Origin of the sequence: Shewanella sp. S1-49-MNA-CIBAN-0167 (genome assembly GCF_040310145.1) — a bacterium.
Lineage (GTDB): Bacteria > Pseudomonadota > Gammaproteobacteria > Enterobacterales > Shewanellaceae > Shewanella > Shewanella psychromarinicola.
The window spans coordinates 40901-62235 of sequence record NZ_JBEOPO010000002.1 but is presented as its reverse complement, the minus strand read 5'-3'; the positions used below and the strand labels follow the sequence as shown (position 1 = coordinate 62235).

At 41.2% G+C, this 21335-nt stretch carries 16 protein-coding genes and 1 pseudogene; 7 read left to right on the top strand and 10 right to left on the bottom strand.

Annotation, left to right across the window (positions count from 1 at the left end; genetic code table 11):
• Positions 1-382 precede the first annotated feature (382 nt).
• A pseudogene (locus AAEZ00_RS01380) lies at positions 383-670 on the top strand (EAL domain-containing protein); the annotation flags it as partial.
• Positions 671-1142: 472 nt separating this feature from the next.
• Here AAEZ00_RS01380 and AAEZ00_RS01375 read toward each other — a convergent pair.
• The 3 genes from AAEZ00_RS01375 to AAEZ00_RS01365 all read right to left on the bottom strand — a co-directional run bounded on the left by AAEZ00_RS01375 (position 1143) and on the right by AAEZ00_RS01365 (position 5347).
• Positions 1143-3053 (bottom strand): methyl-accepting chemotaxis protein, encoded by a 1911-nt coding sequence (locus AAEZ00_RS01375; protein WP_351088107.1) that lies wholly within the window; start codon positions 3051-3053, stop codon positions 1143-1145.
• Positions 3054-3288: 235 nt separating this feature from the next.
• Positions 3289-3351, bottom strand: coding sequence for a DUF4113 domain-containing protein (locus AAEZ00_RS01370; RefSeq protein ID WP_351088169.1), 63 nt, complete (start codon positions 3349-3351; stop codon positions 3289-3291).
• Positions 3352-3643: 292 nt separating this feature from the next.
• Positions 3644-5347, bottom strand: a complete 1704-nt coding sequence (locus tag AAEZ00_RS01365) for a methyl-accepting chemotaxis protein (protein ID WP_351088105.1) — start codon at positions 5345-5347, stop codon at positions 3644-3646.
• Positions 5348-6169: 822 nt separating this feature from the next.
• Between AAEZ00_RS01365 and grcA the strand changes: the two genes are divergently transcribed.
• Positions 6170-6544 carry an autonomous glycyl radical cofactor GrcA gene (gene grcA / locus AAEZ00_RS01360; RefSeq protein WP_101031291.1) on the top strand — a complete coding sequence of 125 codons (375 nt, stop codon included), beginning with the start codon at positions 6170-6172 and terminating at the stop codon, positions 6542-6544.
• A gap of 204 nt (positions 6545-6748) precedes the next feature.
• On the opposite strand, the gene AAEZ00_RS01355 is transcribed toward grcA, so the two are convergent.
• Both AAEZ00_RS01355 and AAEZ00_RS01350 read right to left on the bottom strand, forming a co-directional pair.
• Positions 6749-7294 carry a sugar O-acetyltransferase gene (locus AAEZ00_RS01355; RefSeq protein WP_101031293.1) on the bottom strand — a complete coding sequence of 182 codons (546 nt, stop codon included), beginning with the start codon at positions 7292-7294 and terminating at the stop codon, positions 6749-6751.
• A gap of 477 nt (positions 7295-7771) precedes the next feature.
• A complete protein-coding gene (locus tag AAEZ00_RS01350) occupies positions 7772-9598 on the bottom strand; it encodes an HD domain-containing phosphohydrolase (RefSeq protein WP_157822173.1) in 1827 nt (608 codons plus the stop codon).
• Between the two features lie 435 nt (positions 9599-10033).
• Here AAEZ00_RS01350 and AAEZ00_RS01345 point away from each other — a divergent pair, with 435 nt between their 5' ends.
• The 5 genes from AAEZ00_RS01345 to AAEZ00_RS01325 all read left to right on the top strand — a co-directional run bounded on the left by AAEZ00_RS01345 (position 10034) and on the right by AAEZ00_RS01325 (position 13917).
• On the top strand, positions 10034-10522 hold the full coding sequence (locus tag AAEZ00_RS01345; protein ID WP_124013126.1) for a hypothetical protein: 489 nt from the start codon (positions 10034-10036) through the stop codon (positions 10520-10522).
• On the top strand, positions 10515-11261 hold the full coding sequence (locus tag AAEZ00_RS01340) for an EAL domain-containing protein (RefSeq protein WP_124013127.1): 747 nt from the start codon (positions 10515-10517) through the stop codon (positions 11259-11261). The genes AAEZ00_RS01345 and AAEZ00_RS01340 overlap by 8 nt, the downstream gene beginning before the upstream one ends.
• 27 nt (positions 11262-11288) lie before the next feature.
• Complete coding sequence (locus AAEZ00_RS01335) at positions 11289-12467, top strand: methyl-accepting chemotaxis protein (protein WP_351088102.1); 1179 nt, start codon at positions 11289-11291, stop codon at positions 12465-12467.
• Between the two features lie 42 nt (positions 12468-12509).
• Positions 12510-12953, top strand: coding sequence for an Rrf2 family transcriptional regulator (locus AAEZ00_RS01330; RefSeq protein WP_101031304.1), 444 nt, complete (start codon positions 12510-12512; stop codon positions 12951-12953).
• A 61-nt stretch (positions 12954-13014) separates the two neighbouring features.
• Positions 13015-13917: a sensor domain-containing diguanylate cyclase gene (locus AAEZ00_RS01325; protein WP_164839478.1), complete on the top strand. Its 903-nt coding sequence runs from the start codon at positions 13015-13017 to the stop codon at positions 13915-13917.
• A 218-nt stretch (positions 13918-14135) separates the two neighbouring features.
• On the opposite strand, the gene AAEZ00_RS01320 is transcribed toward AAEZ00_RS01325, so the two are convergent.
• The 5 genes from AAEZ00_RS01320 to eat all read right to left on the bottom strand — a co-directional run bounded on the left by AAEZ00_RS01320 (position 14136) and on the right by eat (position 21332).
• Complete coding sequence (locus tag AAEZ00_RS01320; RefSeq protein ID WP_101031308.1) at positions 14136-14453, bottom strand: HPF/RaiA family ribosome-associated protein; 318 nt, start codon at positions 14451-14453, stop codon at positions 14136-14138.
• A gap of 561 nt (positions 14454-15014) precedes the next feature.
• Entirely contained in the window at positions 15015-15368 is a 354-nt protein-coding gene (locus AAEZ00_RS01315; RefSeq protein ID WP_101031310.1) for a YkgJ family cysteine cluster protein, read from the bottom strand.
• 151 nt (positions 15369-15519) lie between these two features.
• Complete coding sequence (locus AAEZ00_RS01310) at positions 15520-17760, bottom strand: peptidase U32 family protein (RefSeq protein ID WP_351088100.1); 2241 nt, start codon at positions 17758-17760, stop codon at positions 15520-15522.
• A gap of 214 nt (positions 17761-17974) precedes the next feature.
• Entirely contained in the window at positions 17975-19576 is a 1602-nt protein-coding gene (locus AAEZ00_RS01305) for an ABC-F family ATPase (RefSeq protein ID WP_124013131.1), read from the bottom strand.
• Between the two features lie 352 nt (positions 19577-19928).
• Positions 19929-21332, bottom strand: coding sequence for an ethanolamine permease (gene eat, locus AAEZ00_RS01300; RefSeq protein ID WP_351088097.1), 1404 nt, complete (start codon positions 21330-21332; stop codon positions 19929-19931).
• Positions 21333-21335 lie beyond the last annotated feature (3 nt).

The window sequence follows — 21335 nt, the reverse complement described above, 5'->3', positions numbered from 1 at the left end:
GTTTAAAGCGTTATAGGGGGAATTGGTGGGTTATATGTTGCGAGATATAAATACTCCTATTTTTAAAGTGTCTTTCAGCCGATAACATCTTCTTCTAGTCATGGTTTAGGATTTGAAGCTTTAGTCAGAATTAAAGATCTAACCACAGGCAAAAGTATAAATTATTTTTGCTTCTTTCAGTCTCTGACCTCTGATATTGAGACAACAAATTTTGGCTCCGTTTGCTTTGGTATTCACGTCCGTCATTGTGCAAAATCCCTATATCGAAATTTACTACTCTTTATTAATATCTCGCCGGTTATGTTTTCTGCGATTTTAAACCTCCCAGTATCTGTTTGTGATGCAATCAGTCGATTAGTTAAAGAGGGGGCTAGCTCTTGAAAATATTATTTTTGAAATAACAGCGTTTGAGGGCAAACATGTCTCTGGTTTAACCGCTGGTATTGAGATGTTCAGATCTCGTGGTATTCGCATCGCAATTGATGATGTCGGAGTTAACTTTTCTATTGACGAGAGGGTTCATGTATTAAAACCTGACTTTATTAAGCTAGATAAATCTCTTTTGGATAATGATATAGCAACTGGTGATGTCGCACTTATTAATGGTATAACCCTTACTAAAGATGAAGCCGCAAGCGTTATTGTTGAAGGTGTCGAAACCAGAGAGTAATTAGACATGTTAACGACTTTAGAGGTTAAACTTATACAAGGTTATTATTTGGGTAAACCCGCAGTTTTATCATGCATTGAGATCTAACCTTTTTTACCAGTGAGTATTAGCTATCTGTATCTTCAGAAAGTCAAAGAGTATCTTCAACCTCGATACTCAGATTCCGCATAGTGTTATCAACTTTAGAGTGCCCAAAAATGATCTAAGCGACCCTGTGGATGTATTGCTTTAACAGTAAACTCTGTAGGCTCGCCCAAATTAATCCCTTCACCCTATATGGCTACATTAAAAAGATTTCTTTAGGTTGTTGTGGCTTTTATTCTTTGAATAACAGCCCAATTTACCAGCGGATACAGTACCGCGTCACCAAGTCTCCTTACTAAACTTATCGCGCTAAGTTAGTTAACCATGCATCATTCAAGATCCAGGCCTTACCTAATATAGCGCTCAATCAACATTAAACCTTAGTTAGTTACTCAATCGTAAACTTGTTCACAACCTCGATGAGCTTATCATTCGCAGCGGTGAGCTTATGGGCTTCTGATTCGGTTGATTTACCATTGTCATCCAGTACCGCAACCATATCTCGAATCGCGTTCATATTACGGCTAACATCTTCAGATACAGCATTTTGCTCTTCGGCAGCAGTAGCAATTTGAGTGTTTAAATCATTGACTTGGGTAATAGACAAGACTACTTTTTCAAGGTTTTCACTCACATCAATAGTCGCTTCGTTCGCTTGTTCACAGGTTTTTTTAGTTTGTTGCATCGCGTCAACCGCGATCTTAATTCCTTGCTGTAACTTGCTCAGTGTTTGTTCAATCTCAGTCGTGCTGACTTGGGTTCGCGCCGCGAGTGCGCGGACTTCATCAGCTACGACCGCAAAACCTCTTCCTTGATCACCGGCTCTTGCTGCCTCTATCGCAGCATTGAGTGCAAGCAGATTAGTCTGATCTGCAATTGCGCCAATAACCTCTAAGACTTTAGTAATACTAATAGCATCTAGTTCTACATTGCTGATGTTTACTTCTGTATCTTCGACATCTTGAATTAATCGAACTACGGTTGCTTTAGTGTCCGATACAATATTATTTGTATCGTTTACCTGCTGACTGGCAAGTAATGAAGCATTTGACGCTTGCGATGTATTCTTCACCACTTCTAACGCTGTCGCGCTCATTTCTTCAACTGCGGTGACAACCAACTCGGTTTCCATTACATGCTGCTGTAACACATCAATATTGGCATTGGTTTGTTGATATAATTTACCAATACTGCCGCTAATTTCTTGTGTTCCGAAAGAGATCTCTTTAAGTAAACTTTGTAAATTGGCTACAAATTGGTTGATACCGCCAGCAATATCACCTAGATCATCATGAGAAGTTACAGGTAAACGACGTGTTAAATCGGCTTGGCCCTGAGACAAAGCAACCACCATCTGCTTGAGGTGCAAAATGGGACGATAAAGCCAATTTAGTATAGCTAACACTAAGCCTATACTCACTAAAAGCATCACTGCCGATATCCACATTGAATCATGCAACGCCTCATTTAACCCTGCATAAGCAATTTGTTCATCAACACTGATAAATAGATACCACTTTTGGGTGCCAATTAATGGTATTGCTTCGCTGAACACGAGCTGCTGATTGCCGCTCGTTTGATATTCGCCACTAAAGGAGTCATTTGACACAATATCACGCTGTAATTCATTTAGGCCTGCATCTGCCAACGTCTTCCCAACTTCAAACCTTGCATCTGAAGAGGCGAGCACTTTGCCTTTTGAGTCAATAATTGACGCTACTGCACCTGGGAAATCGATCTGTTTGACCGTCTTGTCTAAGATCTCTAGACCAATATCGCCCGAGAGCACACCATCGCCTATATTAGTTACAATGGAGATCACTGGTTGATTGGTGACCATATCAGTATATATATCTGTTAGTTGCTCAGTATCGTTGGTTTTAGCGAGTTGATACCATCCTCGGGGACGAGGATCATAGAGACTGGGATCGGCAACGCCATCATGCCATATTGCATCATCACTAACGCTGGCATAGGAGGTGCCATCTTCAAAGCCCCAAAATACTGAATATAGCTCATTGGCTTGTTTAGCTAAACGGGCGATATTAACAAACTGCTTATCTAATTTCCCTTGCTGATATTGGCTCGCTATCGCGGAAACAGCCGTTGCTTTATGATTAAACCAACGTGAAATAGCTCCCGCTTCATAATGAGTTATCGACTGCGAACTGACGTTTACAAAGTGAATAGTATCTTGCTTAAGTGCTCTATAGGAAATCCAACTCGCTACCAATAAACAACTGGTAACCAATAAAATAATGGCGAGCGTAATCGTCTGTTTGAAACCGATATTTTTCATTTCGACGTCTTTCCTTTTCTATTTAGGTTACGCAGACTTTTAATGGACATCATTGAAAGCACATAACAAATAAGATTATGCGAAAGATTTTTATTCCAAACCGTGAATAAAACCACAGCCTAATACGACTGATTTAATCAGTTCAGCGATACTATTCGTTTAGGCATCATAATTCGTCACATTATTTTAGGCTAAACTGACATAATCACTCGTTTAGGAGAAAAGCTTGTTAGTACTATATGTTCGGCACACTTCGCCATTTGGTTGTGTAATGAGGCGTTAATTGGTTTCGACCCATAGCGTTCACAGTTTGAAAAACTGACCATCACGCCACGCCTGGTTCCACCCTTACTTTCACTTAACAGTAAGGGTGGGACTTCTGAATATTCGTTTCTTTTGCTCGTTGAATCGAAGCCCCGATATCGCTGTTATAGTTACTTAGAACTCAAATAGGGTACTACACCCATACCGACGAGATACTTGCTCAGCGCTACGATAAAAGCTATTGACGTCGTCAAGGGCAAGCATCTAATGCTGACACCATAATGGACTTTGGCGGTGACAACGAATCGAACAGGTATAACGGGTCACTACACCTTAAATTTTTCAATTTCTGCCTGCATGGTTTCAGCTAACTTAGCTAATTCATGACTTGCTGCACTGCTTTGTTCGGCCCCAGAAGCGGTTTGATTGGAAATATCACTAATACTGCTAATATTGCGGTTTATCTCCTCTGTAACCGAACTTTGTTCTTCCGCTGCGGTGGCTATTTGGGCATTCATGGCATTAATCTGGTCAACACTTTCAGTTATTTCTGTTAACGCATCACCCACTTTTTGTGCTTCTATTGCTGCTTGTTGCGCATTTTGAGCCCCTTGCTCTAACCGATGAGTTGCATCTCGGCTACCTTGTTGCAAGTTTTGAATCGTTTGTTGTATCTCTTGTGTGGATTGTTGGGTGCGGCTGGCTAAGGTTCTAACTTCGTCAGCTACCACCGCGAACCCGCGACCTTGTTCCCCCGCGCGAGCGGCTTCAATTGCCGCATTTAATGCTAATAAATTAGTCTGTTCAGAGATACTCTGGATCACATCAACAACACTTCCAATATCTTCTGCATGTTGCGCCAATGATTTCATCGCTGAAACAGACTCCTGCATTTCAATTGATAAGCTTTCAATCATGGCGATACTCTCTTTCACCACCTGTTGTCCTTTAGAGGCCGCATTATTTGTATGTTCAGAGGCTTGAGAAGCCGAACTTGCACTCTGTGCAACCTCACGCACGGTTGCGGTAAATTGATGAATAGCGGTAGCAATACACTGAGTTTGTTGTTGCTGTTCGAGAATGTTTTGCTTGGTTTGCATTGCAACGGCCGAGTTTTCTTCTGCTGAGCAAGCTAACAATGACGTTGATTGATGAGTTGATTTGACGATATTTTGAAAACTGCCAACAATCTGATTCACGTAATCAGCAATATGTGTGAATTCATCACTTCCAGTTAAGTGAATGCGTTGGGTAAGATCACCTGTGGATATTTTATTCGCGGTACTTTCTAAATTCAGCGACGCTAAATTAATGCGTCTAATAATCTTTAGTGATAGAAAGGAGAGAATAAGCATATTTAATATCACTATTATGATTACTTTAAACCGGAACGAACTAATATTTTCTTTTGCCTGATCAAAATTAGCTTTACCCTCTGCAATTTGTATATCTAGAAAACCTTGCGCCTCTTGAGTTACTAATGTGAAAGCAGGGTTAATATTCTTTAATAGAATTATATTGGCTTGCCTGTAATTGCCGACTTCGAGTTCCGCTAATGCTCGATCAAAGCCCTTATCGGTGACGATATCAAGTTGACGAACCAATCTATTTATTTGTGTTTTTTCATCAGCAAGTAAATCGGATGCTAGAATTTCATTATCAACAATATTATGCAGTAATTTTAATGATTTTTTGATGGCCGTGATGTGTTTGTCTATAGGGTGATCATGCAATTTAGCAAACTCTGATGTAGGACTATGCTGCAAGGATAATAACAAAGCACTTCTTGCATTGCCTAACTCATCTAACACTTTTCCTGCTCGGATAGTATGTTGCATTCCCTGTGAATATAAATCTTCAATAGATAGAGTGGCTTGTTGCATACCGGAAATGCCCTGGAATGCTATAAACAATAGCGCGCTTAATGTGATTACAAGACTTAATTTTAAGCGAGCACTAACTGATTGTAATTTGTCTAAAAACTGGGACGATTTAACTTGACTTGATGGGTTGCTAATTAATGATGACATATTATATCCTTTATCTTGTCAGTGCGCAGGGTGCTTATAATAGAAAAAAGAAAGAATATTAATCATTATTACCGTTAAAGTCTGAGAGGCATTTAACATTTTACATACATTAAATAATATAATAATATTCCTTGTTTTGATTTGAGTTAATTCTTCAACTTTATATCTGTCATTTATCATAGTGTAATGGCAAAGTTGATTTGGTTAATAATTTATTAATCAAGCAGTTAACAATTTATCTATTTCCGTTAGATATCATTATGTGGCTGACAATAATCTCGGTAATAATGGCTAGAGCACAACCATATAGATCCATTAAAAATAGTATTATTCGTCCACTGCTACAGGTGATTTTAGTTTGGACAGCACCTAGAACTTTTCTGGTGTCGGATGGGTAAGATTATTTATGTCTCGGTACCGTGTAATGCAATTATTTAATAATTATGGCTCAGAAGTACAATCGGTTGAAGCTCTCTTTAACAGAGAATAGCCTAATGTTTTGTCTTTTCAGTATGCTGTTCTGAATATTTTTGCTCATTAACATTAACACATCGCTATTAATGTCATTGCTACCACCACCAGTCATCAGTCACGACTAATACCATATTTGAATATTCAAATTTATCGCTAACGACTTAATTTAAGTCTTAATTTAATTAATCAGCTTGAATCGTTTATCTCAGTATTATCGCTTAAACGTCAAACTAGCGTTTTCTACGGAATAATTATAATGATTAAACTTGATCTAGATCAAGTGTGCGATCGGAAATAACTGGTAGAAATGAACCTGAGTTTACAAAAAATCACTGTTGGAGATGTACTATGATTGGAATTCAAATCACACAAGCAGAACAAGCTAACCTAGTTAATTCTTTATGGCTATTAGATGAGGATAAGCAAGAAGCACGCTGTGTTGCTGCGCTCGATAAAGAGCGGCAGGACAAGACTTTTAGCATTGCCTCTCTTGGTAGCATCGAGTACCGCGAAGTGCCCGTGCAGAGAGAACCTGAACGTCAGGGCGGCCAGCATTTGAACGTGAACGTAATGAACCGTGAAATGTTGCTAGACGCAATCGAAAACCCTGAGAAGTACCCACAGTTAACTGTGCGTGTATCTGGCTATGCCGTGCGATTTAACGCACTGACTTCTGAGCAGCAACAAGATATTATTACACGAACTTTTACTGCGACCATGTAGTTTCAGTGACGGTAATCTTGACCATTAAAAAAATCGCTGCTGCGATTTTTTTCGTTTGGTGCTTAGCTTTACATTCTGATTAGCATCTTGTCACAACTATGGTCATTGTAGGCACAGCAGACGAGTTCCCACACTCATCTCGCCAAAGTCTACAAAAGGGGAGAATGTTAACGGCTATTACTTTACGCATGACCATCAATGATGCTATTTTTTTGCCATTAATGTTGCAGGATTTCCTGCTACACGGGCATAAGAGGGAACATCTTTTGTGACAACAGAACCCGCGCCCACTATCGCTCCTTCATTAATCGTCACCCCGGGTAATATAATTACACCGCCACCAATCCATACCTTATCTTTTATCGTTACAGGTTTAGCTATTTCATCTCCGGCAATACGTTTATCAGCATCAAGTGAGTGCGCGGCTGTGTAGACTTGTACTCGTGGACCAATCATTACATTATCACCTATACTGACTTGAGCATTATCTAAGATAATCGCACCACTATTAATGTAACTTTGTTGCCCTAAAGATAAATGGCATCCATAACTCATTTCAAGGGGAGGGGCTATGTGACTTGTTGTCGATACTGATGCGCCCAATTTTTTTAGTAATTCAGCTCTTTTTTGTGCATCGATTTCATTGTTAAATTCATGAAGTGTAAGGAATGCTAACGCTCTTAAATCTGTTAACTTTTGGTCAAGACAATTATATGTTTGACCCTCTCTCATATTTTGTAATTCTGACATTGAGTAAATTGGCCTCTAATTTATAAGCAAAACGCCCATCGTCTTTAATGTTCACTGTCCCCATAAATTGACATAGCCCCATACCAAAGCGCAATCATCTCGCTAAATGATGCACCTAAACGTTGACATTAAATGTCCCTGTAGTGTGACTTGTAACGTAAGTTACACAGCGAACAAACCTTGGGGTATAACATGTTACTCCAATACGTTTGCTAAACGTTAACAGCGCTTTCCCTTGCATCACGATAAATGTTATCACCAGGGATCTTAAGCATTTTGGTTTCACCAAAATAAAAAGGGTCACAATAATGTGACCCTTTTTAGTGTGTCCAGATTATGTTAATCCGTTTCAAAGTGGCTGCCGAGTTGTACTTTATCTATTTCAGATATTCAGCCTGAACCCGTGTTAAAATGGGACATGTGCCAAGTTCTAGGGGCGGCGGATTTATTCACAGTCGCGATTTTTGAAGGCCATTATTAAATGCCATTAGTTAACGCATCAAAGGTCATCCTTGCTTTGCCATTCATATTAATTGAGCTATGGCCATGCATATGTTTTTCTAAGGTATCAATTGAACTAAATATTGGGTTTGATATTTCAAATTGTTCAACGTCATATTCAATGCAGTTCAGAGCAACATGTTTTGTCAGCCGCCCTTTTAACGCTGAGATATCGAGCTGCTCTGCTGATAACACGATAAATTCATCACCATGAACCCTAAATAGCGGCGATGCTGGCAACATGTGTGTCAAGTCTGTAGCTAATTCAACTAACAAATGGTTACCATTTGCCCAACCGGCTTCCTGGTTGAACATAGAGAAATGTCGAAGATAAATGATGGTTGCATGTTGAATTTGTTCTGGTTTGATTTTCACATTTTGCTCACTGCTAGGGGACAGCAATATATTGAGAAATTCGCGATTAAACAGTCCAGTTAGTTGATCATTATAAAAGTAAGCCAGTCTTTGTTGCTCGGTAATATTCTGCTGGGCTTGTTGGGTTGTATATTCCAGTTGAACAGTGCGTAAAGCGCTAACCGCCACTTTGGCGTAGTGCGGATTAAATTGACGGCCTGCAAGTAGTGATATTTCATTAAGGCTTTCTTCAACAGTCTTGCGACCTTTATAGATGCGGTCAGTGGTCATTGCATCAAAGGCGTCGGCAATACATATAATTTGTGCAAGCTTTGGTATCTCTTCACCACTCAAGCCATCAGGGTAGCCTGAGCCGTCATATTTCTCATGGTGAGAGCGAACGATATTGGCAATATCAGTAAAGGTATTGATTTTATACAGTAGTTGGTACCCAGACGTGGCGTGTTGCTGAATAATCTCAAATTCAATTTTATTGAGTTTCCCCGGTTTGAGTAAAATGGAATCTGGCGTGGCAATTTTACCTATATCGTGCACCATTGCTGCTCTATGAAGCTGATCAATTTCCGAATCAGTTAGTCTTAATGCTTTGGCGATACAAACGGCATAATCGGCCACTCTGCGAGTGTGCCCCGCGGTGTAACTGTCTCGTCCTTCAATCATTTCTACCAATGAATATAAATATTGTTCAAAATCATTTTGTTTATCAAACCAATATTTTTTAGCTAGATTCTTATAATGGATCATCGCCGCGCAGCCGATGCCCCATAGTATTAATAAAAATAGACTTGTATAGGTCAACTGGTGAAGCATTTGATCGTAAAAAGGCTGGACGGGAATTGAAATTGAAATACCACCACGAACATCGCCAACGCTATACCCTTGGTGAGCATGACACTTTAAGCATGCTTGGGTCACGAGCATGGGTTCTAAAACGCGCATATAAGTGATGTTATCAATTTTGGCCAGTTCGCCGAAGTCATTCAATGATTTTTGCATTCCCGTTAAGGCTTTTGTTTCCCAGGGATCTGCTGCATTATTTGGATTGAGTGGATTGATACTGGTGATATGGCCTCTAATACCGTACTCATTAGCATAATCTTCAGCCACTTGGGTAAGAATATAAGCAGGGTTCATTAAGGTGAGTTGTTGACCATCATCAGTGATGACATCTCGATTGGCAATATGAGATAAGTAAATATTAGGGGTTGTGCGCTCGCTGACAGGGACATAAACGCCGCCATGTGAAGCTACCCACTTTCTAATTGCAACATCTTTTCTAATGCTTGCCTTAGCTTCGTTAAAAGCTAATTGCTCTGCAGATACTCTGGTTTGCCAATATAACGTTGTGATAAAACCAAGGATCAATAAGGTCCAGCCTACCAATGCTAAGTTCATCGTACGCTCGACGAATTTTGAATTCTTATTCAAAAATTTGTCTCCAGTCGTTTTTTGAATAAGAATTTATATTCGATGTTAAAACGTTAAGTAATAACGAGGGGCAAATTGTTCTCACTGAAATCACCTATTTTAGTCAAGCTAATTTTTTATCAAATACTAAAATATTATGTCATATATTAATTTTTTTTCGGTAATAAATTATCAAGATTGTTAACGCCATCTCACTAATTTTACTAATTTAGTCGTCAACGGTATTGTTATGTTTAAAACACTCACTCAAAGCTGTGTTGTTATTGTTATCGAATTAACATTGCATAAACAGGCATAAAAAATATAGATATATAGAGAGATAGAGATCCCCCTTTTGGAGAAATAAAGTTTGCTATCTCAACACGCTAAAGATAATATGCATAAAAAATGCATCTTATCTTTAGCATAAGCTAAAAATTAATCTGAGCCGTTTAAATGATCCCAACTTCAGCCATTAATTATCGGCATTTGCCACCACCACCGCAGCACCAGCAGGTGGCGACATGGTCCAAAGTTCTTATTGCCCAGCACGTTCAATTGAAAAGCGAAATTAACCATATTACTGCTCTGTTGTCTCAACCCACATTTTGCATCTTTCAATTCGATGCTAAGTTACGTCGACTCATTAAAGGGGTCAAAACCCATTTGCAATTAGAACATGAGTTTTTTACCCCCGTGTTATCGCAATTACATATCACCTCGAATCAAAAACATCGCCTGACAGAGGGCTATGAGGCACTGTTTGATACCTGTGAATCAACTGCGAAACTGGTCTACTCGTTGAAGTTCACCCTCAAAAACACCGCTATTAGTACAAGTCATATCAAAGAAATAGAATGTATGTTCAGTGATATACGTGCTCGTCTTGCCGATGAAGATATAGCCTATTCTATGATTGATACTTTGGAAGAACTGCATGCTTGAGTTTGTATACCACGATGAACCCGCCCAGCTTGAATGGTTCGTGCAGGACTTAGTCACTGCCGCGCAACATACTTTGTATGGTCAAGAGTTACTTTGTCGGGCCACGCTTGTCGATTCCCAAATCCCCATCGCGATGGAGCCGTTGATGGACTATCTCAATCACCATCAAGATTTGCTTTTGGAGATGACCAACCAGCAGCTCGACGATTTGTTTATTAGTGGGCGGTTGACGCATCTGATTGACAATAGCATCTGGATCAATATCGCCGGAAAATTGATAGCTTGCGCCAGTTTGTTTGACCGTCTGTGGCGACAAACGCTAAGCAAATTAACCGCTAAGCAAAAACAATGTTTGGTATTAGAGATCTGTGAAGACACTATCAGCAGTGATGATCCGAGCGTTGCAAGGATTTCATTTTTACAAAACCAAGGTTTTAGGGTGGCGATGGATGATTTTGGTTCCGGTCACTCAAATCTTATCCAGTTGAGTCGGTCAAATTTCGACATTATTAAGCTGGATTTGAAGCTTATTCAGGATGTTCCGACAGACTTATGGGCCGCCAGTTTGTATCGCGAAGTGATAAGCCTTTGTTCGTCAAAAGGCAGTCTTATCGTGGCTGAAGGGATTGAAACTCAGGCGCAGTCTGACTTCGTTCGCTGGGCTGGCGTCGATATTATCCAAGGTTTTTTATATTCAAAACCCCGACCTATCAAAGTAAAGCTCGCGAAAAACGGGTAATTTCAACAAGTATAAAGAGGAAAATAAATGCGCTCATTATTTTTAAGAATGCGATTGATCCATTGGGTGGGGGCGATGGCATTGTTTATCAACGCTCTATTTTTTACAGATGGGATTGGTTCTCAAGTGGTTCAATATTTGGTGATGATATTTCTGATTATCCATGACATCGATGAGAAGTATTGGGGCGTTGACTCCCTGAAAAACGTAACCACTTATATGAAAACCTTTGAGAAAAAAGATCTCTCAGTGCCTTGTGAGGTTGATAGTCGCTACAACAGTGAAATAGGCAATGTGCTCGATGTGGTGAATACCTTCCGAGTCAACGTGAATGATGCGCTGGTTGATATTCAGCAGCAAGCCAATACCTCAGATGATATTGCCGAACTACTAAAGCAAAAAGCCCAAAATATTTCGTCAAGAATTCAAGATCAAGATAACCGAGTGGATTACCTAACAGACAGAGTCGATATTTTAGATAGCACATCGGTTTCATTGCGGGATAAAGCTGAAGCAACTCGCCAACAAGTCGAGCGCACCCAATCAGGGTTGATTTCCTCTAATGAACATATGGGAACAATGGCCCAAGGTTTGAATTCATATATTGAAAATAATGACAAATTACACAACAAATTTAACTCACTTTCAGAGCAAACAAAGTCTATCGAAAATGTAGTGATGGTGATCAAAAATCTTGCAGATCAAACTAACTTACTTGCACTGAATGCTGCCATTGAAGCGGCGAGAGCCGGTGAGCATGGACGGGGTTTTGCTGTGGTTGCCGATGAGGTTCGCAATCTTGCGTTTTCTACCCAGAAGAGCCTTGATGAAATTAACCACATTATCGCGGGGATCTCTGATGCGGTCATTGATGCTGGTGATCAGATGAAATCACAGTCGAGTGCGATTACCCGCTTAGCGCAATACACCACTTCCAGTCAAGTCGAATTACAGCAAGCCTGTTCTAATATCGATGAGATCTTAGGGCTTATTGGTCAGGGTAAAACTGAAAATAACATTGATATTCAATATATTAATCGGTTGGTCGCTGACGTAGCTGGCGAGATTGACGTGCTTAAAAAACTGTCTAGTTCTAACGCCCATGATTGTAATGATCTTGAGCAGCAAGGACACCGTTTAAGTGACGTGACGGCTCAAATTGTTGAACAACTCGGTGCGTTTAAAACGCGCGCAGCAGGGGCGTAGAATTTGCTCTAATGGATGTCTTGTTGATTTGAGGACGTGAAAATGAGAATGACTAGTTTTACCGACTATAGCTTACGTACGCTGATGTATTTGGCGAGCCTTCCAGAGGGGCAATTAAGTAGCGTTAAGGAGGTTTCTCAGTTATATGGTATTTCCCAAAATAACATGACCAAAGTGGTCCACAAACTTGCTCAACATGGTTATATCCAAACGCTTAGGGGCAAAGGGGGTGGCATTCGGCTAGCAATGTCGCCCGATACCATCAGGATCGGCACCATAGTAACGCTATTTGAAAAAACGATGGATGGTGTAGATTGCTTAAGTTCAGGATGCGTCCTGCAGCCTGCGTGCAAACTAAAGCTGGCGATTATCAAAGCGATGGATAATTTTATCTGCACGTTAAATGAATTTACCTTGGCAGATATGGTCGTCAATAAGCAGGAAATATCTTATCTGTTGCAGCTAGAAACAGCCGAAACAGAATAAACGTGGAAGCGAGTAAACTAACCTTAGTGTTAACTCGTTGGAACATTCCTAGGTGGAAAGTGTGCCGTTAAACGAAAGTACCTATAAAACGATTGTAAAACAATCAACGGATGCAGTGATTATTGCTGACGCAAATGGCAATATCCTTTCTTGGAATGACTGCGCGGAGCAGATCTTTGGTTACACAGAGCAAGAGGTCCTTGGTAAACATGTCCACGAGATTTTACCGACCAAAAAACTGAAGATACGCGCCGATGCATCCTTTGATAAATTCAAAAAAAATAATGATTTTGGGCCTCTTATTGGCAAAGGTATCCATGTTCAAGGGTTAACCAAAGCGGGCAAAGAGGTGCACGTTCATTTTAGTCCTAATGTCACCAAGATTGATGGCGAAACGATTATTTTTGCTTTTATTAGAGATATCTCTGACATCATCACACTGCAAGAGAAGCTGAGACTGCAGTCGACCACGGATGAACTCACCAGCATTCTTAATCGGCGTGCCTTTCTCGAGCAGTTCAAAACTGCCTTTGGTCTGGCGCAGCGTCATCACGAACACTTTTCATTGTTGCTGTTCGATATTGACTACTTTAAAAAAATTAATGATCAATATGGTCACCACGTTGGTGATCGGGTGATACAAGGATTTGCGCATCACATTCAACAAACTATTCGTGATGAGGATATTTTTGGTCGGGTGGGAGGTGAGGAGTTTTACCTTGCACTACCCAGGATCGCGCAATCAGACGCTGAGGTGGTGGCTGAGCGTATTCGAGAGAGTATTGAAGCTATGGTTATCATCACGGAACAATATAGCTTATCAGTGACTACCAGTATCGGTATTGCTAGCTTGCTGGCTGACGATAGCTGTGACTTGATCCAACAGCGCAGTGACGTGGCGCTTTATCGCGCCAAAAATAGTGGTCGTAATTGCGTGAGTGTCTTTGATCGAGAAAAGTCGTAACCAGAGTTTAGGGGTAAACCCTATCTAAAGGCCCGTTAAGCGTTCCCATTTCTGGTTCGTTATCTTGAAGGTTCACTTCACTCACCGTTTGCAGAAGTATCTGCACCATTTGGTTGTATGCTGATTTGGTTGACCACATCAGCCACATGCGAGGTGGGGCTGGAGGCTGGAGGTCTCCGGCACCTAAACCTAAGCATGGATTTTCAACGGGCTCGCTGTTACTTCTTGCCGCGTTTACCCAACTCAGTCTCTAGCAAATGAACCATTTGTTCGGTCGCACTTGTAACCGCTTCCCCAATCGTTTCCGCATGCTGGCTGGTTGCAATTGGACGTTCTCCGGCAAGCCTAACCTCCAGTAAACAGCGCTTGTCCTTACTTCCGGACTTGGCCGAGCTGTTCTCGTCGCTTAAATGTACTTCAATGCGCGTGATCTGATCACTAAAACGGTTTAGATCTGATCTTAAAATGTCTTCGACACTTTGAGCAAGTGCATGTTGTCCGGATATGTTGTTATCTGTATTGATCTGGATTTGCATGACAATGTTTTCCTGTAATGTGAATTTACGCTAGGCCTAACATCTGTATAGCGCGCATGTGCGATTTTCAATCCGATGATGTCAATTCGCACAATGCTAAACACTTGACATTATAGAACGTTTTTATGACACGCAAGTATAAACCCAGGTAATTTAACCCTTATGTACCAAAAATAAGCATAAAATGAGAAAAACGGCCTAGATTACAAATAGACAAGATTTACCAATGCACACTTTACCGCTGTTAAATACATTAGAAGGGGGATGTCGGTCAGTTTCATCGAACGGAGGCAGAAGCCTTTAGCCATTGGTTTCGTTATAAAAAATTCAAAACGATGCGTTAGGGCTAACCCAAAATACCCATTTGCAAGGGGCATTAAATGAGTTAGCTCGTAGGCGTGAATTCAAGGCATATTGATATCAAGAGATAGGCTAGCGGGGGATACGATATCGCCTGCAGCACTCAGCCAGCTTTAAGCTGGGGCTGGGGCTGTGTGGCTGTGATGTTGTTAACAAGCTAAACCCATCTATTAATCCGAGCCGAGGTGAGTAATGGCTCTCTTACACTAACACTTGGCGCGTGTTGGCAATATAGTGATGGATCTGAGCCTCTGTTTTTGTGTCAATCATCACTTCTGGTCGACGGTGTTCTGGGCAAGGCATGCGTGGTGTGGTGCCAAATACTCGGCATATCAATGGTCGCTCCTCATACACCTCGCATCCATTAGGGCCCAAGTACACACAGTTCCACTCTTTTAATGCGGCTTCATGCTGGGCATTGGTTTTAAAGGGTAGGCGAGCCATTTCTTCTGAAGAGGTTGTGACTGGGCCGCAACAATCGTGACAACCAGGCTTGCATTCAAATGACGGAATGCGCTCGCGCAGTAGATCGACTATCTCTATGTTATTTTTCATTAATACCTAACTTTTGTGTATACATAGCATGGGGTTGAAATCATAAGCTGACACTCCTTTGCAGTAAGGTCAGCGCTCATCATTTGCTGTTATCAAAGATTAACGGACTGAGTATGTTAAGCCTCAGCTCGATTAACATCAGCCAAGCGGGTTACAAACCTTGCTGATACTGGGCGTTAGTCGAGATGGTCACCAGTTGATTAAGCTCAACTTTAGCATCTACGACGCCTTTAAGGACGTTTTCAAAGTGACTGACCAGTTGTACTTTATCGATTTCAGCTTTTGAACCTGATCCAATGTTGGTGAGGTCGATAAAGAACTCATCAAATAAGTGGGATAAGTCTTCAACGGCTTCGATGTTTAAAAACTGTTCGTGGTTATAGATGCTCGGATAGCCGCCTTTTTGTTTGTCTACCGCAAATGAAATGCCTTTGACGTTAGTGATGGTGGTGGCTTTTTCACATTTAAGCATGCAGCCATCTTCAATGCTGGGCTTATTACAGCCTACGGTTTGTTGGAAAAAACATTGTCTGCTGGTCATCATCAAAATGGGGTGATAAATGCTGTAAAGCAGTTTAAAGTTTTCTGGTCTGGCAATATTTCTAATTTGGTTGCGGTTAATCTCGTTCGATATAAACGCGCCAGCACAATTAAGCTGTTCTTGTAGCGTTAGCAAGGCATAAGAGTTGGTGGTGTTTAAAAACGGCCCAGCAATCCACTCGATGTCCATTTCATAGGCTTTAAACGCGACGCCGGTGTTGTTTGTCACAATACGCTTGGGCTTTACTACTTCTAATACTCTAACTGCTTCAAGGTAATCTTTGCCAATAAGTACTGCTGGAAACCACGGAATAAGCCTTGGGTTACGCAAGAATATGTCGATGTACTTGTTGTCGTTTTTCTTAAAGCTTTCTGGCAACTTGAAATAAATATCGGCGTCAGTGACATCGCACAAGTTAACGTCTTTTTCGTCGCTGATCAGCAAAGACAGTGTCGGGACCTCGGTCACTTTTGGGTGTTTAGTCAACTTAGGTAAGGTTACTGCACCAATGTATTCTCTTTGAGTTAGCTGCAATAACAGTTGGTTTTTAAGCTGAGTTAATTGGCTAAACGGCAGGTTTAAATCGGCGTCTAAGTCGTCAAAATTGAACGTTTGTAACAAATAGCCGCTGCTTTTAAGGCTTTTAAAGCGTTTTTCGATAGCCGCTTCATCAATGCGAGACTCTGTTGCTTTAGTTAACGTGATCGCTGAGTTAATTACAAAATGTTGTTCTGGGGTGCTAACCGTTATCGACAACGGTTGATCCACTTGGCCGGAAAACGCCAGTGCTAGCGTTGGTTTGGCAATGCTTAAGTGATTAATTTTTTCAGCGACCAGTTCAACAATGGCGTTTTTATCTGACGACAGTGTGTGTTGTGCGGCTTCAATTTGCACTACAGATATCGCGTTACTCTTATCGTTAGCATGCTTAAAGCTGTTATCGCGCGGGTTGTCGATAAACATGTCTTTGGTGAGATTACCCTTTAAAAATGAGTTGGTAAAATCACGGTTAAACACTTTATGTAAGTTCGAGTCATCGGCTAATAATTTACCTGTATCGATAAATTTATCAATCTGCTTGCGCCAGCTATCGACCACGGTATGCACATATTGAGCACCTTTAATGCGGCCTTCAATTTTAAGTGAGTCAACGCCAGCATCGACTAATTCTGGTAAATCAAAGTAGGCTGAGTTGTCTTTTAAGTTCAGCGGGAACTTGTTGCCAGTGGCGGTAATTTCATATTCATCACGACACGCTTGGCTACAACGACCACGGTTACCTGAATTGCCGACACTGACTGAACTTGAATAACATTGGCCAGAAAAGGCAATGCATAATGCGCCGTGAACAAAGACTTCAGTGAGAACATCGTGATCATGGGCCAAGGTGGTGAGACTTTTAATTTCGCCAAGGTTTAGCTCACGCGATAAGTTTACTCGAGTGGCGCCTATTTTAGCTAAAAAGCCAATTTGGCCTTCGTTATGGGTTGTTAGCTGAGTCGATGCATGAATTGCTAAGCTCGGAAAATGTTTGCTGAACAAATTAAACAAACCTAAGTCTTGTACAATAATGCCATCTATACCGGTATTAACCAGTTGATTGAGTAATTTAACCAATGTAGGAATTTCGTTTTCAAGAATAACGATATTCATGGTGAGAAACACTTCACACTGGTATTGGTGAGCAAGTGCGATAACACCAATTAAGTCATCGAAGGAGAGGTTGGCTGCACGGTTGCGGGCGTTAAAGGTATCTAAGCCACAATAAACGGCGTTTGCACCGGCAATAATCGCAGCTTTGATCGCATCGACATCTCCACCGGGTGCCAATAATTCGATTTTTCTATTCATGATATTTTCGCTATTTTAGGACGTTAATTATTAATTTAGATAGTAATTTTACGTGTATTTTTTGCTGATTGCTATTTATTAGCTTATCCGATTATATCAGTCATCACCAAGGTGAATTAAACGTAAAAGGCCTTCATTTATGCTTAACTACGCCACAAATGAAGGCCTTATATTACTAATCTAGTACCCATTACCTAATGCGCAAACGTTGATATTAACTTCTTGCTTCTGCTTCAGCTTGACTTGTAAGGTACTCGTTAAAAGTGCCATGGAAGTTTATCAATTTTTTGTCTTTTACATCAATAATACGTGTTGCCAGTGATGACACGAATTCACGGTCATGGCTGACAAATATCAATGTGCCTTCAAATAATTTCAACGCTTGGTTTAGCGCTTCAATTGCTTCCATATCCATGTGGTTGGTTGGCTCATCCATTACCAGAACGTTAATATCCATCATCATTAACTTACCGAATAATAAACGATTCTTTTCACCACCAGAACAGTTGCGTACTTTTTTGTTGGCATCATCATCAGTAAATAATAACCGACCTAACATGCCTCGAACCATTAAATCATTGTGCTTTGGTGTGCGCCACAATGACATCCAATCAAATAAAGTCATGTCATTATCGAAGTCGGCAGTGCTGTCTTGTGGGCAATAACCAATCGCAGCATTTTCAGACCATTTAATCCGGCCATGATTATGATCTAATTCATTAACCAAACAGCGTAGCAGGGTGGTTTTACCCACGCCGTTTTCACCAATAATCGCCAGTTTTGAACCGGCATCTAAAATAAGGTCGCCGTGTTCAAATAATACTTCATCAAAACCGTGGGACAGTTCCTCAAGCACTAATGCTTGGCGATGCAGTTTTTTGCATTCGGGAAAACGGATTGATGGGGTAATACGACTAGATGATTTAACATCATCTAATTTAATTTTATCCATCTTTTTAGCACGAGAGCTGGCTTGTTTAGCTTTAGATGCGTTGGCACCAAAGCGGTTAACGAAGTCTTGCAGTTCGGCCACTTCAGCCGTTTTCTTGGCGTTACCGGCTAAAAGTTGCTCACGGATTAAACCTGATTGAGCAAGGAAATATTCGTAGTTACCTGGATAAACCCGTAATTCGCCATAATCAATATCAGCCATATGGGTACAAACAGAGTTTAAGAAATGTCTGTCGTGCGAAATGATGATCATGGTGCATTTACGTTTGTTTAGCTCGGTTGCTAACCAACTGATGGTATGAATATCCAAGTTGTTGGTGGGTTCGTCGAGTAACAAGATGTCTGGGTTAGCGAATAAAGCCTGCGCTAATAGCACGCGCAATTTCCAACCAGGGGCAACCTGTTGCATTAAACCAAAATGAAATGATTCATCGATGCCGGCTTCTAATAAGATTTCACCCGCACGACTTTCGGCGCTGTAACCATCCATTTCGGCGAACTGGCTTTCTAAATCACCGACGCGCATACCATCTTCATCGGTCATTTCAGCTTTAGCATAAATGTTGTCACGTTCTTGCTTAACTTTCCAAAGCCCTACATCGCCCATGATCACCGCATCAACTACGCTATATTGCTCAAATGCGAATTGATCTTGACTAAGGGTACCGACTTTAAAGCCTGGCGTAATCGACACATTTCCTGACGTTGGGGTAAGCTCGCCACTCAAGATTTTCATGAACGTGGACTTGCCACAGCCATTTGCGCCGATTAAACCGTAACGGTTACCGTGACCAAATTGAGCCGAGATGTTTTCAAATAATGGCTCAGGGCCAAACTGCATGGTGATATTAGCGGTAGAAATCAAAGCAATGTTCCAACTGTGTACTAACTGAATATTTATCAACAAAAGGCAAGTAAACAGCCGTGTGAGAATAAGACAGACGTGAGTATATTAAGTAAATAGGCCGCGGATTATACAGGTTAGGGTTAATTTGTCGATTTATAATCTGCTAATATTATCCACTATAGTGTTAGTTACTCCGATTACCTTAACCTAGCGTTAAATAGTGATGAAGAACATGACTCTTTTGACGATTGAGGGATAACACTTGACCGCGGTCTGGCGCGCGTTTATAGCATGGTGCTGTATATAAAAAGCGATGTTAATTATAGATTAACATCGCTTTTTCATTTATCTACAAAGTAACCGTGGCTAATTAATTTGCTATTGATAAGTCTGATTCTGCCGCAGCCAACAGGGCAAATTCTTCATTAGCACTTTTAGCAACTAAATGCTTGGCGCTATAGCCAAAGTAATAGGCTGCACCAATTGCAAATAACACCATAGTGAATAGAAACGCCCGTGGATCGAATGCGTATACGCCAGTGAGTGCAATTAACGACAACACTAAAGCAATGCCCGAAGTAAAAATACCGCCTGGGGTTTTGTATGGACGAGGCATATCGGGTTGCTTGATCCGCAGTAAAATGTGGCTAAGCGCCATTAATGCATACGATACAGTGGCACCGACAACGGCCATGGCAAGCATTAAATCACCTTCGCCACTCAGTGAGGCAATAAAACCAAATATTGCTGGGACGATTAATGCGCGCGCAGGTACCTTGCGTGAAGTCGTAATGGATAATGAACGAGGTAAATATCCGGCACGTGATAACGCAAATACTAAGCGGCTATAACCATAAATAATTGAGAAAAATGAAGCAACTAGACCTGCCAAACCTAAAATATTTACTATGGTAGCCAAGCTGTGATTACCAGTAGCATTCAGTGCATCAACTAATGGTACCGCACTGGCACCCATGGCTGCAGCACCGCCAGCACCAGGGACTAGTACCACAACCAAGAGTGCAGTAAAGAGTAAAAATATCATTGCCCCAATAATGCCTTTTGGCACATCTTTGGCTGGATCTTTCGCTTCTTCTGCTGCTAATGGTACACCTTCAACGGCTAAAAATAACCACATTGCAAACGGCAATGCAGCCCAAACGCCGTACCATCCTAGAGGTAAAAACTCACTTGCCCCTGCCGCTTCTGTCACTGCAACATCATATAAGCGTGATGCATCAAAGTTACCGATCAGCACGACTGCAGTCGCAATGATAGCCAATACTGCTAACCCGCTGATCACCATCATTACTTTAAGTGCTTCACCGACACCGGCTAGATGAATACCCACAAAAACGATATAGAATAATGCATAGACCCAAGGACCATTAAACCCCAATAATTCTTGCACTGCAGAGCCAATAAAAATCACAATGGCAGCAGGCGCCAGCGCATATTCAATTAACACCGCAAGTCCGGTTAAATAACCGCCGGCTGGGCCCATGGCTTGACGAGCAAAACTATAACCGCCGCCTGCAGCAGGTATTGCCGCTGACATTTCAGCTAAAGACAGTACTAAGGCTAAATACATGATGGCCATTAAGACAGCTGCAATGGCAAATCCACCCCAGCCAGCTTCGGCTATACCAAAGTTCCACCCGGCGAAGTCTCCAGATATAACGTACGACACTCCTAAACCGGCGAGTAAAACCCACCCTGCAGTGCCGCTTTTTAATTGCCTTTTGGCAAGATACTCTTTGTTGTTCTCAGACATGAT

Excerpts from the sequence above, each read along its gene's own strand:
- AAEZ00_RS01320 (WP_101031308.1), bottom strand. The coding sequence starts at position 14,453 with ATGCAAATCCAGATCAATACAGATAACAACATATCCGGACAACATGCA.
- AAEZ00_RS01345 (WP_124013126.1), top strand. The coding sequence starts at position 10,034 with ATGATCCCAACTTCAGCCATTAATTATCGGCATTTGCCACCACCACCG.
- AAEZ00_RS01355 (WP_101031293.1), bottom strand. The coding sequence starts at position 7,294 with ATGTCAGAATTACAAAATATGAGAGAGGGTCAAACATATAATTGTCTT.
- eat (WP_351088097.1), bottom strand. The coding sequence starts at position 21,332 with ATGTCTGAGAACAACAAAGAGTATCTTGCCAAAAGGCAATTAAAAAGC.
- AAEZ00_RS01335 (WP_351088102.1), top strand. The coding sequence starts at position 11,289 with ATGCGCTCATTATTTTTAAGAATGCGATTGATCCATTGGGTGGGGGCG.
- grcA (WP_101031291.1), top strand. The coding sequence starts at position 6,170 with ATGATTGGAATTCAAATCACACAAGCAGAACAAGCTAACCTAGTTAAT.
- AAEZ00_RS01340 (WP_124013127.1), top strand. The coding sequence starts at position 10,515 with ATGCTTGAGTTTGTATACCACGATGAACCCGCCCAGCTTGAATGGTTC.
- AAEZ00_RS01330 (WP_101031304.1), top strand. The coding sequence starts at position 12,510 with ATGAGAATGACTAGTTTTACCGACTATAGCTTACGTACGCTGATGTAT.
- AAEZ00_RS01375 (WP_351088107.1), bottom strand. The coding sequence starts at position 3,053 with ATGAAAAATATCGGTTTCAAACAGACGATTACGCTCGCCATTATTTTA.
- AAEZ00_RS01365 (WP_351088105.1), bottom strand. The coding sequence starts at position 5,347 with ATGTCATCATTAATTAGCAACCCATCAAGTCAAGTTAAATCGTCCCAG.
- AAEZ00_RS01310 (WP_351088100.1), bottom strand. The coding sequence starts at position 17,760 with ATGAATAGAAAAATCGAATTATTGGCACCCGGTGGAGATGTCGATGCG.
- AAEZ00_RS01315 (WP_101031310.1), bottom strand. The coding sequence starts at position 15,368 with ATGAAAAATAACATAGAGATAGTCGATCTACTGCGCGAGCGCATTCCG.